The organism is Ureibacillus manganicus DSM 26584 (assembly GCF_000772945.1).
In the GTDB taxonomy this organism is placed as follows: Bacteria; Bacillota; Bacilli; order Bacillales_A; family Planococcaceae; genus Ureibacillus; species Ureibacillus manganicus.
On record NZ_JPVN01000044.1, the window covers coordinates 1 to 13,794 of the forward strand.

A 13,794-nucleotide genomic window follows, 5' to 3' on the forward strand; every position below is an offset into this window, starting at 1 on the left:
CAAGCGGTCTCGAGGACAGAAAATAGGAAAAATCAAAAATACAGTCCTCGACAGGCAGATCTGACAGGACTGATATATTAACATCTAAAACCGAGTCTCAGCTAAATCTAAATTTTCTTCAAATCCACAATTACTCCTGTACGAGCATCTGCTGCAAACTCGAAGGATTCCAGTTCGCCATCATGTACTCTTGAAATGCCACCTTTATAAACAGGGATTGTTGTAATACCATTATAAAAATCTTCTGTCTTCATATAGATCCATGAGCCATCAATGGATGACTCTCTTTTAAATTCTGATTTCACATTATTTAATACTTGATTCGCAGGAACAAATGGTGAAATTCTTTCAGATGTTTCTTTTATAATGATTGCAGCTGCAAGTCCAGTTGCAACACCTATTAAAAAATCACGTAGTTTCAAATGCCATCCTCCTTTACAATATTCCTAATTTTATCATTAATTTTACATTTCGTCTTGTTTGTTATTTGCATTTATTCAAAATCATATTAGGCAAAACAGATGGAAAACATGCATCAAATACTACATTAATTTTTATTTTTTTAACTTGGATACAGTAGTAATTATATGGAATATCTCACCAGATGTGCTAAAATAGAGAACAAGTTTACATATGGTAGGGAGTGTTCTTCGATTGAATAGTGAAACTTTAGAATTATTTAAAACATTAACGGAATTACCTGGAGCTCCTGGTAATGAACATGCAGTAAGAAAATTTATGCGTTCAGAATTAGAAAAATATTCAGATGAAGTTATTCAAGACCATTTAGGTGGTATTTTTGGTGTAAGAAAATCAGAAGATTCAAATGCTCCGAAAATATTAGTAGCAGGCCACATGGATGAAGTAGCATTTATGGTAACAAGTATTACTGAGAATGGGATGCTTCGATTCCAACCATTAGGCGGCTGGTCAAACCAAGTATTACAAGCCCAAAGAGTAACTGTTTATACAAAAAACCAAGAAATTCCAGGTGTAATCGCAAGTGTCCCGCCTCATTTATTAACAGAACAAGAACGTTCCAAACCAACAGATATTAAAAACTTGTTAATCGATATAGGTGCAGATAGTAAAGAACATGCAAAAGAATTAGGTATTCAACCAGGTCAATCGATCATTCCTGTTTGTCCGTTTACTCCAATGGCAAATCCGAAAAAAATTATGGCAAAATCTTGGGATAACAGATATGGCTGTGGACTTGCAATCGAATTATTAAAAGAATTAAAAGACGAAAAATTAGCAAATCATTTATATTCAGGTGCAAATGTTATGGAAGAAGTAGGGCTAAGAGGCGCACAAGTTTCTGCTAATATGATCCAACCAGATCTTTTCTTTGCACTAGATGCATCACCTGCAAATGATACTACAGGTGATAAAACACAATTTGGTCAACTTGGTAATGGCGCTCTTGTTCGTATTTTCGACCGTACAATGATCACACATCGTGGAATGCGTGAATTTGTACTTGATACTGCAGAGTCAAATAATATCCCTTACCAATTCTTCGTTTCAGCAGGGGGCGGTACTGATGCTGGTCGTGTACACATGTCAAATAGCGGTATACCGAGTGCTGTAATTGGAATATGTTCAAGGTATATTCATACAGCAGCATCAATTATTCATGTAGATGATTATGCAGCAGCAAAAGAACTACTTGTAAAACTAGTGAAATCAGTAGACCGCTCAACAGTTGATTCTATCCATTCAAATGTGTAAAGTAGAAGGTGCCATTTGGCATCTTTTTTTCATTTTTTATCGTCTAAATATATGTGTCTATTAATGTATAAATTTTGGAGATGAACATAATGCTAGTATCAATTGGAACAAAAAATAGAGCAAAGAATGCTGCTATTACAAATATAGTAAACAATTATTTTGAACAAGTTGAATACATACAGTTAAATGTACCTTCTAATGTATCCGAACAACCATACTCAGATGAAGAAACGAGACAAGGTGCAATTAATCGTGCATTAAATGCTTTACACACATCTGGAGCAGAATTGAATTTTGGTCTAGAGGGCGGGGTAAGAACGATTGAAGGTAACATGTATTGCTGTAACTGGGGAGCGCTTGCATTAAAAGACGGTACAGTCATTACTGCGGCTGGTGCATTATTTTTGTTACCTGAACAAATAGCAAATGAGATTCGTTCTGGGAAAGAACTTGGACCAGTTATGGATACTTATACAAACGAAAAAGGAATTCGACACAATAAAGGGGCAATCGGAGTCTTTACGGCTAATTTAGTAGATAGAACGGAAATGTTTGAGCATATTGTAAAGTTACTTATTGGTCAATACCAGTTTAAGAAAGAACACGAATAAATCTATAAAGTACTTTAATATAATTTTAGATACACTATGAACTTTAATCTTGAGCTTGAGAAAGTGAGGAAAAATAGTGAGAAAGTATTCGTTGCTAATGCTAACGACAATATTGCTACTCTTATTATTAGCTGGTTGTGGAAAACCAGTAGAAGAACAAATTGAGATGGGTATGGCGAATGTCGAGACAGCATTTAATGAAGGGCCGCTAGAAACAAATAGTGAAATCGGTAAAATTAAAGTATATATACCGACAGGATATACAATTGAGGAAAGTGAAGACGAATCAAATTACTTAGTTAAAAAAGACAATCATCAGTTTATCTTATTTGTGAATCCGAATGAACAAAAAAATAGTAGATTATTATATGATTTATTTAAGCAGAATCAAGCAAAAGAAATTGTTGAAGAAAAAACCTTTGAAATGAATGATACGTTTGGATTTGCTGCAATATTACAAAATGATGAAGAAAATTACGAATTAATTGTTAATAGCGGTGGAGTTAAAATATCGACGTTATCATCTGCAAAAAATATTGATATCATATTACAAGAAATGATGCAAATAGTTCAGTCTGTATCTTTCTAACTACATTGTGATATGATGATATTTGCGTAATGTACGTCATAAGAATTATGGCGTCATGGAGTTGTCTCACAGTTTGCAGGCGGGACAACTCTTAATTTTTTGTTAAAATTGGGGTGAGAAGTAAATTGAAATCACATGAACTAGTAAAAAAATTAACAGATCAATTAGGTGCTGATCAATTTAACTTTCATTTTGACAGTGAAAAAGACGACCTAAGAATTGAACATAAAACATTGAAACAAGGAATGACCATTCATCTATCGGATATTTTAGCAAAATATCATACGATTAAGGAGAAAGCAATTGAAGAGGTTGTTTACACAATAGAACAAACATTTGAAGCGATGAAGAAAGAAGTTAACGAAGGCATTTTTGAACTAGCCAATGTTTACCCAATAATTCGATCTACTTCATTCCCACTAAAATCTAATGAGGGATCTCCGTTTATAACAACAGAGCATACCGCAGAAACCCGTATATATTATGCGTTGGATTTAGGTAATACGTATCGAATCATTGATGAAAAAATAGTAGAAAAATTAAATGTAACTGAAACACAAATCCGTGAAGCGGCTCGTTTTTCAGTGAAAAAATTACCAACAACAACGAAAAAAGATGAGGTTGCTGGAAATATATTTTATTTTCTAAATGAAAACGATGGTTATGATGCAAGTCGTATTTTAAACGATACATTCTTAAAAGAAATGAGTACAAAAATTGAAGGGGATATGACGGTTTCAGTCCCGCACCAAGACGTACTAATTATCGGTGACATACGAAATGAAGTTGGGTATGATGTATTAGCACAAATGACGATGCATTTCTTTACGGTTGGCATGGTTCCAATAACTTCATTATCCTTTATCTATGAAGATGGAGAATTTGAGCCAATTTTTATACTAGCAAAAAACAAAGCAAATAAGGAGCAAGATGAAAAATGATTATTTCTTACAATAAACCTTTTGTAGGCGACGTTTTATTAGTACAACTAGCTACTGAACCTATTGTAAAAACGGAAGTAGAGCGTATTGGTGATTTTGCAATTCTAAAAGAAGAAGCGACAAAGGAAGTTAAAGCATTTAATTTATTTAATGCAAGTAAGTATTTAGAGATAGAGGCACAAGGTAATGTGGAAGTAACTCCAGAAATTATTGGAAAAATTGAAAAAGCAATGGCGGAAAATAAAGTGGATATTTCACTAGATGTAGACTTCTCACCAAAATTTGTCGTTGGATTTGTTGCAGAAAAAGAAAAACATCCAGATGCTGATAAATTAAGTGTTTGCAAAGTAAACGTTGGAGACGAAACACTACAAATTGTATGTGGTGCACCGAACGTGGAAGCAGGCCAAAAAGTGGTCGTAGCAAAAATTGGCGCAGTAATGCCATCGGGGTTAGTGATTAAACACTCGGAACTACGTGGTGTAGCTTCAGAAGGAATGCTTTGTTCAGCGAAAGAACTAGCAATTCCAAATGCACCAAGTGCAAAAGGAATTTTAGTTCTCGATGAAAATACAGAAGTTGGTTCACCATTTGTCACTCCTACTACTCTATAAACTAATAATTGCTAGAGATTATATCTCTAGCATTTTTTTTTATAATTTGTTCTAACATTGTTATCATATTGAAATATTAATATGTTATGCTTTGGCATAGATGGAAAATGGAACAATTGGCTATACAATTTTTTTATGAATTTAGTCATATTTGTCTATGAGTAATAATACATAAAAGTAAATTATAAACACTATTATTCAAATTATTATCATATAATAGAAACGTTAGGTACTAGAAGAGAGTGATATATTATGAGCTGGTTTAAAAAGAGATTTAATAGATTATTTAATGATGAAACCGAATATGTAGAAGAAGATGTTCAATACAATGACAATGACTTAATCCAAGAGTCACCTGATGAATCAAACAAGCAACGTTCTTTTCGTTTTCCAATGATTGCTGATGATGAATTGGATCACTTTAAACATGACAACAAACACATCAGTAATGACAAAATAAATAGAGCATACGAATCAGAGAACTACAATCATGTACAAAATAATAACCATAACCACGTACAAAGTAATATCGTATATGATGTAGAAGTATCTGGTATTCGAGAGTTATTAGAACAAAGAAGAAATGGCAAAGGGAAAAATGTAAGAAAGCATAGCGTGGAAAAAAAGCAGCCTATTAAACAAAAAACGTTATCAAATGATTATCAAAAAACGAGTAAACAAAAAAAAGAAATTGAAAAAGAAGAAACTCAAACAATTATCCGTAGTAGATTTGTGCCAACACAAGTTCCATCACCGGTTCATGGTTTTAAAAAGCCAAGTCCGATTAATCAATTGTTAGATAAAAAAATAGAACAAAAAAATGATTCTATCTCAAATTTGCAATCTATTAAAATAGCAAAAGAGGAATCAGAATTAGCTCAAATAGAAGTAGCAAGTACAGTTATTTCGGACAATGAATTGAATATGAGTACTATACAAACTAAGCCTGATCCATTTATTAGTAAGGATTTGTTAAACAATACAAATGAACATGAGTATGAGGATACAAACAGTCAGTTACTAGTCCAACAATTAGCAACTCAAGAGTTATTAATAAATGACACATTTGTCGAAAATAATGAAAATATTTTCGATGACGAAGCTCAAAATTTTGAATCATCCAATATAGACGATTTTACGGATGACATTTATGAAGACGAAGATATCTATGAAGAAGTTGTCGAGGATTTTAACATTGAATTGGATGCAGAGGAAGATATCGAGGATTTAAATACTGATTTCAACGAAGAATCAGAAGAAATTGATGATTTGGTAGGTGCTGATCCTGAAGAAGATTCTGAATCTGAGGAGTTCGTAGACAGTACAAATCATCAATTGTTTGATGAAAGCAATGCAAATGACTACAAGGATGAAATTTTGGGCGACACCTTGAATAAGGTAGAAGAAAAACAAAACATTCATAATGATGCCGACGAAAATAATAAAATATCATCGGGCAGTAAATTACCTTTTAATGTATTGATGCTAAAGTCAGATAAAGAAAAATTGAAATTGAAAGAAACACTCTTTTTTGGGACTGTTCCAACACCAATTCAACATAAAGCTAATCCAGTTAATCAGACACTTTCAGAGGAAAAAGAATTACCGCAGGAAGATGAAAAAGAGACATCTCCTGTTTACCAAGAGTATGAAAAGCCAACCTTTGATTTTTTAATACCACCTGAAGGAAAAACAGAGGACATTGAATGGATGGAATCCCAGGCTGACAATTTAGTAGAATCATTGTCACATTTCCAAGTAAGTGCTCAAGTAGAATCTATTGTTCAAGGTCCGGCTGTTACACAGTTTGAAATTACTGTTGGTCATGGAACCAAAGTAAGTAAAATAAAAAACTTGTCCGATGATTTAAAGCTTGCGTTAGCAGCAAAAGATATTCGAATTCAAGCGCCAATACCAGGGAAAAGTTCCATTGGAATCGAGATACCAAACCGAATTTCAAGAGCAGTTCGTCTATCTGAGGTTATTCGTACGGATACATTTACTAGTTCGGATTCACCTTTAGAAGCAGCTCTTGGTCTCGATTTGACAGGTAAACCTATTACTATTGATTTACGTAAAATGCCACATGGTTTAATCGCAGGTGCAACTGGTTCTGGTAAATCTGTATGTATTAATTCAATTTTAGTAAGTTTATTGTATAAAGCAGACCCTCATGAGTTGAAATTGATGTTAATAGATCCAAAAGTAGTTGAGCTAGCACCTTTTAATAATATTCCTCATTTAGTAAGCCCGGTTATTACTGATGTGAAAACAGCAACTGCTGCACTAAAATGGGCTGTGGAAGAAATGGAAAGACGCTATCAATTATTTGCTCATGTAGGAGTTCGTGATTTATCTAGATATAACAAACAAGCAGAAAAGAATGGCAATAAAAATAAATTGCCATATATTTTAATTGTTATTGATGAATTAGCTGATTTAATGATGATGGCACCTAGCGATGTTGAAGAATCCATTGCACGTATTGCTCAAAAAGCAAGAGCTTGTGGAATTCATCTAATAGTTGCTACACAAAGACCATCTGTAGATGTAATTACTGGTTTGATAAAATCAAATATCCCAACTCGTATTGCATTTGCGGTATCTTCTCAAATAGACTCAAGAACGATTTTAGACAGTCAAGGTGCAGAACGTTTATTAGGTCGGGGAGATATGCTGTACTTAGGTAATGGGATGAGTGCTCCGATTCGTATTCAAGGGACTTTTGTAACGGATGATGAAATTGAAGAAATTATTGATCACGTTCGAAGTCAAGGAGTACCTAATTATATGTTTGAACATGAAGAATTACTGAAGAAGGCAGAAATTGTTGAAGAATATGACGAACTTTTTGAAGAAGTTTGCCGTTTCGTTTATGAACAAGGGACAGCTTCAACATCTTCAATTCAACGTAATTATCAGATCGGTTATAATCGTGCTGCACGTATGATGGATCTGCTTGAGAAAAACGGTTTTATTTCTGAACAGCGGGGAAGTAAGCCAAGAGAAGTATTTATAACAGAATCTGATTTAAATTCAATGTTTAATTAATGAGAGGGATATAAGCCCCTCTCTATTTTTTCAAAAAGGGGAAAATGTGTTTAATAATTCTGGGGAATTACAGGTAAACTAAAGGTAGATGAATGTTTAATGTTTTACCAGTTTAGTGCTATAATGGTAAAGGTTTATTTTAAGCAATTAGAGGGGAAGCAGACTACAAAATCTTTATCCCCATGAAGTCTGCTAATTATTAAACATTTGCTAGTACCCCATACAAAGAAAGTTCACTTTATAGTAATGATTTTTGAAATTACTCGCATTTAATAAAAGTTCATCATAGGGGTCAAATTATTTAGTATCCCGGGAGGTTTTCAGTATGACATTTTATCATTTTACAGGTATTAAAGGTTCGGGAATGAGTTCATTAGCCCAAATATTATTTGACTCAGGTGAACAAGTACAAGGTTCGGATTTTCAAACCTATTATTTCACAGAAAAACCATTAAGAGATCGGCAAATAACAATTTTAGATTTTGATCCTAATAATATTAAGCCAGGGATGACCGTCATCCTAGGAAATGCTTATCCAGATGATCATCCGGAAATTGTTCGAGCAAAAGAATTGGGCCTTGAAGTTATTCGCTACCATAAGTTTTTAGGGGATTATATTAAAAAATACACGTCTATTGCTATTACAGGTGCACATGGAAAAACTTCTACAACAGGGTTAATGAGCCATGTGATCGGTGGATACATGCCAACCTCTTTTTTAATTGGTGATGGAACAGGTTCAGGTAAACACGATGCATCATTTTTTGTAATGGAGGCTTGTGAATATCGACGTCATTTTTTAGCATATCAGCCAGATTATGCAGTGATGACCAATATTGATTTTGACCATCCAGATTACTTTACGGACATAGAAGATGTTTATAATGCATTCCAACAATTGGCGTTACAAGTGAAAAAGGCGATCATTGCATGTGGTGATGATGATTATTTACAAAAAATCCAAGCAAAGGTCCCAGTTGTTTATTATGGTTTTGGGGCTCAAAATGATTTTGCAGCTAGAAACGTTATTAAAACAACAGAAGGAACTACATTCGAGGTTTATGTACGTAATGAATTCTACAGTACTTTTACGATTCCTTTATTTGGTGATCATAATGTATTAAATTCTTTATCAGTTATTGCGCTTTCACATTATGAAGAAATTCCTGCTGATTTAGTACAGGAAAGACTAACTACTTATTCTGGAGTAAAAAGACGGTTTACTGAAACGAAAATTGGTAACAATGTACTTGTAGATGACTATGCACATCACCCAACTGAAATTAGAGCAACGGTACAGTCTGCTCGTCAGAAATATCCAGATAAGAAACTTGTTGCAGTATTCCAACCGCATACATTTAGTCGAACAGAAGCATTTTTACAGGATTTTGCGGATAGTTTAAGTCAAGCTGATGCAATTTACTTATGCGATATTTTTAGTTCAGCTCGTGAAAAGAGTGGAAATTTAACAATAAATGATTTGAAAAATCTAATTGACGGTAGCGAAATCCTACAACAGGATTCTGTCACTGAGTTAAAAAAGTATGACAATGCAGTGTTCTTATTTATGGGTGCAGGAGATGTTCATAAGTTTCAAGAAGCATTTGAAGAAATATTAAAAATCTAGATTAAGGCCAAAGATACTTTGTACTTAAATTAGATGAAAAATGACAGCTTATCGAAAAAGGTAGGCTGTTTTTTCAAAAGTTTAAAGGTATTCATTCAATTTTGTCGAAATAATATACTTATAAGCTACAGGAGGTTTATAGCATGATCGTCATTTTATACATTGCAGCTTTAATTGCAGCAATTGCGTTTCTTATTTTGTGTATCAGTATAGGTAGAACTTTATTTTCACTAAAAAATATACTAAACAGTATTGCAGGAACTGCGGCTGGAATCGAAAAGCAAATGGAAGGGATCACGCGTGAAACAACTTCATTGCTTGAAAAAACAAATACTTTGGCTGATGATATTGCAGATAAATCCGAAAAATTAAATACAGTTGTAGATGCTGTTAAAAATATCGGAACTTCTGTAAATGGCTTAAATAATTCTATAAATAAAATCTCAACGACAATTTCAACAGAAGTTGAAAAAAATGAAGAAAAAATAGCTCAAGTTGTTCAATGGGGGAACGTTGCGATTGAATTAGCTGATAAGTGGAAACAACGTAAAACAACTAAGTAATAACATCAAAGGTCTGTTTCTACTATAAAATAATTTAAAGGGGTTGGGGAAAAATGACAACTGAAAAACCAAACTACAATGAAGTAAAAAATCATACGAATTTACCACTACAAAATAGCGTATCAATTGATCCAATTTACAGAGAGGAGACAATTAATATGAAAGATTTCATTATTGGCGCTCTTATTGGTGGTATGGTTGGAGCTGCGGCAGGCTTATTATTAGCACCAAAAACAGGAAGAGATTTACGAAATGATGTTGCTAGTCAAGCAATTACAATTCGTGATAAAGGCGTAGAATTCTCTAGTACAGCTAAAGAAAAAACAGTTCAACTTTCAAACCAATTAAAAGAGCAATCAGTCAACTTAGTCGATAAAGTAAAATCTAAAACAACAAAAGTTCCTACAGTATTTTATGATGGTACAGTATCTGCTGAAGGTGAAGAACCTATCGAATTACTTGAAAATGAAATTGAGGGCATTGAAATTTCTGATGCATCAAAACCTTCTTCAATCTAATAAAAAAGGGTTACATCCTGTGAGAAAGCTTTCTCACTAGGGTGTAACCCTTTTACTTACATTCCATTAATCTGTTAAAATGATTTCTAAAATATCGCCACCAAATATTTCAGTTTCAAAAGTTGCTGGAGTACCATTTCTTAGTATTGTAAATTGACCTTTAAAATGTGGTGGTAATTGCCAATTAGCATTACGGAAAACATCTTGGAAAATCCATTTTTGAGTGGATTCTTTTTGTTTAAATTGTATCGTTGCACCATTAAAAATGACTGAAGTTGATTGGTTCAAAGTTCCGTTTACATAAACCTCGTGATTAGTTCTTTTTAGTTGTAATTCTTCATTTTGAAACTTAACTAATATTTTTTCTTCTAATCTTACGTTTAAATGATCTGCAATGTTCTGTGCTGTTGGTAAGGCAGATTTTTCAATATACACTTCGTCACCATCGTAAAAAGGATAATTAAGTTTACCAGGTTTACCATTAATATAGAGCATTGAAGTGTATTCAGTTAAATACAATGGCTTTCCGTCCACATAAACAACAAAAGAATTTAATTGATTTATTAGTTCTTTATTATATAAATGTAGTAAATCTTCAATTGTATCTACAGTCTCAATAAGTAACTCATCTCGATCTTTAAGTACGACATCTAAATTAGTTTGAATCCCATTTAATAACACTTTTGGTTGAACTGTAAAGGGTTGACCTTGTATTATTATTTTTTTGACTAATGCATCGTCAATTATGTCTCGAACTTTAGCAGAAGCATCTTTCCCGTTTTGCCCTTCTTCTAGTATAATTTGATCTCCGTGTTTAATAATTGTTTTGGCAGTTGCAATTTCGTCATTTACAAAAATTGTTGCAAGACTTCCATGCTCTCCAGGTATAAAAATGACTTGTCCATTAACAGTGACACTCATCCCTATCCCGGGTTTCCCATAAAGCTGTTTTGCTTGTATATTCGCTGCTAGAAATGCATCAGTAACTGTCATATCCTTCATTTCAAAAAGACGAACAATTTGTTCATTTACTGTAACCGTCATATATTGAATGGGTGCTTTTTTTGCTGCAATGGCAATCCCTATTGGTGTAACAAGTTCTGGAGAATCAGAGATAGCTTTAGCTTTTGTTAAATTTTGAATTGCATCAAGTCCACGAACAGCGACTCTATTTTCAGGTAGATGTAAAACCTTACATAATTCCTTTGTAATATTTGGGGTTAGGCTACCTCCTCCAACTAACATAACTGCTTTTGGAGGTCGTTGATTATTTAGTCTTAAAATCTCGTTTCCGATTGATTGTGTAAGATGTTGAATGGATGGATGAATCGCTTGTAATACTTCATCTTGTAGAATTTCCTGGTCAAAACCTAAAATATCTTTAATAATGATTGTTGACTCTGTGTTTAGTTGGCGCTTCGTGTATTCAGCAACGGGGAAATCTAGTAAATAATGATCGCTTAAAGACTCAGTGATTTCATCCCCAGCTACAGGTACCATTCCATATGCTACAATTGTCCCATCGTTAGTAATGGCAATATCGGATGTGCCTGCTCCAATATCAACAAGTGCAACATTTAATCGACGCATACTTGGAGGGATTAAAACATTAATGGCTGCAATTGGTTCTAACGTCATCGCTTCCATTTCTAAGTCGGCCCTTTTTAATGCAGCGATTAATGATTCAACGACTACGCGTGGTAAAAATGTAGCGATAACTTCTACTGTTGCATCATTCCCACGTTGATCGACAAGGCTACCGATTTCTTCACCATCAAGTTTGTAATATAGTACAGAATATCCAACACAATAATAATGTTGTATCTCATTACCTTCACTTTGTTGTACTAATTGGGCTTGTGCTTGCTGAACAGCTTGCAATTCTAATCGGTTAATATCTTCTTCTGTAAAGATGGGACGATTTTTAATATTTATCGTCACACTAGCTTGTTCTGTTTTAAGGGCTCGACCTGCAGCAGCAACACTGACTTTCGTAAGTGGTCCGTGCGTTTGTTCTAACTCGTTTTTAATTGATTTAATAAGTTCTGCTACATAGAGCACATTATGTATTTGACCATCAACCATTGCTCTTTCTTTATGTTCTTTCATAAGAATATCAGCAACATGAAAATGGTTATTTTCTTCCTCTAAGATAATCCCAACAACGGATCTTGTACCAATATCTAATGCGAAAAGTTTTGAAGACATTGCAACCGCTTCCTTTTCTTATAGTTCACTAAACACTTTAGCGAGTTGAATCGCTAAATTAAAATGCGTGACAATTTAATATACTTTGATTATAATAATGTTATTATTTAAAAATGTATCATACATTTCATACTTCTGAAAGAGTTCGGTACAAGGGAGAGGAGAAAAGAAATTGAACGAACAAAATTTAGATGCACTTCGTAAGCAGATTGACGGACTGAATTTAGAGATTTTACGTTTAGTTAATGAACGAGCAGAGGTTGTAAATGAAATTGGAAAAATTAAAGGTAAACAAGGGGTAAACCGATACGATCCTCTTCGTGAACGTCATATGTTAGATTTGTTAAAAGAACATAATAAAGGCCCGTTAAATCAAATGACAGTCGATTTTATTTTTAAACAAATCTTCAAAACTGCATTAAAACAATTAGAGGCAGATAAAAAGAAAGAATTACTTGTTTCACGTAAGAAAAAGTCAGAAGATACTGTCATTGAAATTAATGGTGAAACAGTAGGAGCAGGTGGTCCATCGTTTATCTTCGGTCCATGTTCAGTAGAATCATATGAACAAACTGCGAAAGTTGCTGAGTCTATTAGTGCAAAAGGTCTTAAGTTCATTCGTGGTGGTGCATACAAACCACGTACTTCTCCATACGACTTCCAAGGATTAGGATTAGAAGGATTAAAAATCCTTAAACGCGTATCCCAAGAACACGGTTTAGCTGTAGTAACAGAAATCGTAACGCCAGCTCATATCGAAGAAGCATTAGATTATGTTGATGTTATTCAAATTGGTGCTCGTAATATGCAAAACTTTGAATTATTAAAAGCTGTTGGTGAAACAAATAAACCAGTTCTATTAAAACGCGGTTTAGCAGCAACAATTGACGAATTTATCCATGCAGCAGAATACATTATGTCTAAGGGCAATGAAAATATTATGTTATGTGAACGCGGAATTCGAACTTATGAAAAAGCAACACGTAATACGTTAGATATTTCTGCTGTTCCAATTTTAAAACAAGAAACACACTTACCAGTATTTGTTGACGTAACACATTCAACTGGTCGTCGTGATTTATTATTACCATGTGCAAAGGCTGCAATTGCAATAGGTGCAGATGGCGTAATGGCTGAAGTTCATCCAGATCCTTCAGTTGCATTATCTGATCAACAACAACAAATGGATATCCCAGAATTTGACCAATTTTATATAGAACTTCAAAAGTTCATGAAACAATACGAGTTTAAAGCATAAAAGAAATCTGACCGGTATTTACTGGTCGGATTTTTTATGTGCGACGGGCAGTTGCACCATGTGCAATAACAGCACAGGAT

At 33.8% G+C, this 13,794-nt stretch carries 12 protein-coding genes; 10 read left to right on the forward strand and 2 right to left on the reverse strand.

The features are described from left to right. Nucleotides 1-107: 107 nt before the first annotated feature. Complete coding sequence (locus CD29_RS18645; RefSeq protein ID WP_036190356.1) at nt 108-422, reverse strand: peptidase M4; 315 nt, start codon at nt 420-422, stop codon at nt 108-110. A gap of 232 nt (nt 423-654) precedes the next feature. On the opposite strand from CD29_RS18645, the gene CD29_RS18650 reads away from it, so the two are divergent. The 9 genes from CD29_RS18650 (at nt 655) to CD29_RS18690 (ending at nt 10,248) form a co-directional block, all read left to right on the forward strand. After that, nucleotides 655-1,734 carry a M42 family metallopeptidase gene (locus CD29_RS18650; protein ID WP_036190358.1) on the forward strand — a complete coding sequence of 360 codons (1,080 nt, stop codon included), beginning with the start codon at nt 655-657 and terminating at the stop codon, nt 1,732-1,734. A gap of 89 nt (nt 1,735-1,823) precedes the next feature. Continuing rightward, nucleotides 1,824-2,345 carry a DUF84 family protein gene (locus tag CD29_RS18655; RefSeq protein WP_036190360.1) on the forward strand — a complete coding sequence of 174 codons (522 nt, stop codon included), beginning with the start codon at nt 1,824-1,826 and terminating at the stop codon, nt 2,343-2,345. Between the two features lie 97 nt (nt 2,346-2,442). Then, complete coding sequence (locus CD29_RS18660) at nt 2,443-2,934, forward strand: hypothetical protein (protein WP_088322214.1); 492 nt, start codon at nt 2,443-2,445, stop codon at nt 2,932-2,934. Nucleotides 2,935-3,059: 125 nt separating this feature from the next. Beyond that, complete coding sequence (locus tag CD29_RS18665; RefSeq protein WP_036190364.1) at nt 3,060-3,875, forward strand: DUF1444 family protein; 816 nt, start codon at nt 3,060-3,062, stop codon at nt 3,873-3,875. Continuing rightward, nucleotides 3,872-4,489 carry a YtpR family tRNA-binding protein gene (gene ytpR / locus CD29_RS18670; protein ID WP_036190366.1) on the forward strand — a complete coding sequence of 206 codons (618 nt, stop codon included), beginning with the start codon at nt 3,872-3,874 and terminating at the stop codon, nt 4,487-4,489. Before CD29_RS18665 ends, ytpR begins: the two co-directional genes overlap by 4 nt. Before the next feature lie 252 nt (nt 4,490-4,741). Further along, nucleotides 4,742-7,540 carry a DNA translocase FtsK gene (locus CD29_RS18675; RefSeq protein ID WP_036190368.1) on the forward strand — a complete coding sequence of 933 codons (2,799 nt, stop codon included), beginning with the start codon at nt 4,742-4,744 and terminating at the stop codon, nt 7,538-7,540. 325 nt (nt 7,541-7,865) lie between these two features. Next, complete coding sequence (gene murC / locus CD29_RS18680) at nt 7,866-9,167, forward strand: UDP-N-acetylmuramate--L-alanine ligase (RefSeq protein WP_036190370.1); 1,302 nt, start codon at nt 7,866-7,868, stop codon at nt 9,165-9,167. Nucleotides 9,168-9,310: 143 nt separating this feature from the next. Further along, nucleotides 9,311-9,730 carry a DUF948 domain-containing protein gene (locus CD29_RS18685; protein WP_036190371.1) on the forward strand — a complete coding sequence of 140 codons (420 nt, stop codon included), beginning with the start codon at nt 9,311-9,313 and terminating at the stop codon, nt 9,728-9,730. A gap of 53 nt (nt 9,731-9,783) precedes the next feature. Then, a complete protein-coding gene (locus CD29_RS18690; protein ID WP_036190372.1) occupies nt 9,784-10,248 on the forward strand; it encodes a YtxH domain-containing protein in 465 nt (154 codons plus the stop codon). A 66-nt stretch (nt 10,249-10,314) separates the two neighbouring features. Here the strand turns inward: CD29_RS18690 and pilM are convergent, their stop codons facing one another. Continuing rightward, nucleotides 10,315-12,456, reverse strand: a complete 2,142-nt coding sequence (pilM, locus tag CD29_RS18695) for a pilus assembly protein PilM (protein ID WP_036190374.1) — start codon at nt 12,454-12,456, stop codon at nt 10,315-10,317. 172 nt (nt 12,457-12,628) lie between these two features. On the opposite strand from pilM, the gene CD29_RS18700 reads away from it, so the two are divergent. Then, nucleotides 12,629-13,714 carry a bifunctional 3-deoxy-7-phosphoheptulonate synthase/chorismate mutase gene (locus CD29_RS18700; protein WP_036190376.1) on the forward strand — a complete coding sequence of 362 codons (1,086 nt, stop codon included), beginning with the start codon at nt 12,629-12,631 and terminating at the stop codon, nt 13,712-13,714. Nucleotides 13,715-13,794: the final 80 nt, after the last annotated feature.

Coding starts and splice junctions, on each gene's coding strand:
- CD29_RS18690 (WP_036190372.1), top strand. CDS start 9,784: ATGACAACTGAAAAACCAAACTACAATGAAGTAAAAAATCATACGAAT.
- CD29_RS18675 (WP_036190368.1), top strand. CDS start 4,742: ATGAGCTGGTTTAAAAAGAGATTTAATAGATTATTTAATGATGAAACC.
- murC (WP_036190370.1), top strand. CDS start 7,866: ATGACATTTTATCATTTTACAGGTATTAAAGGTTCGGGAATGAGTTCA.
- ytpR (WP_036190366.1), top strand. CDS start 3,872: ATGATTATTTCTTACAATAAACCTTTTGTAGGCGACGTTTTATTAGTA.
- CD29_RS18655 (WP_036190360.1), top strand. CDS start 1,824: ATGCTAGTATCAATTGGAACAAAAAATAGAGCAAAGAATGCTGCTATT.
- pilM (WP_036190374.1), bottom strand. CDS start 12,456: ATGTCTTCAAAACTTTTCGCATTAGATATTGGTACAAGATCCGTTGTT.
- CD29_RS18685 (WP_036190371.1), top strand. CDS start 9,311: ATGATCGTCATTTTATACATTGCAGCTTTAATTGCAGCAATTGCGTTT.
- CD29_RS18660 (WP_088322214.1), top strand. CDS start 2,443: ATGCTAACGACAATATTGCTACTCTTATTATTAGCTGGTTGTGGAAAA.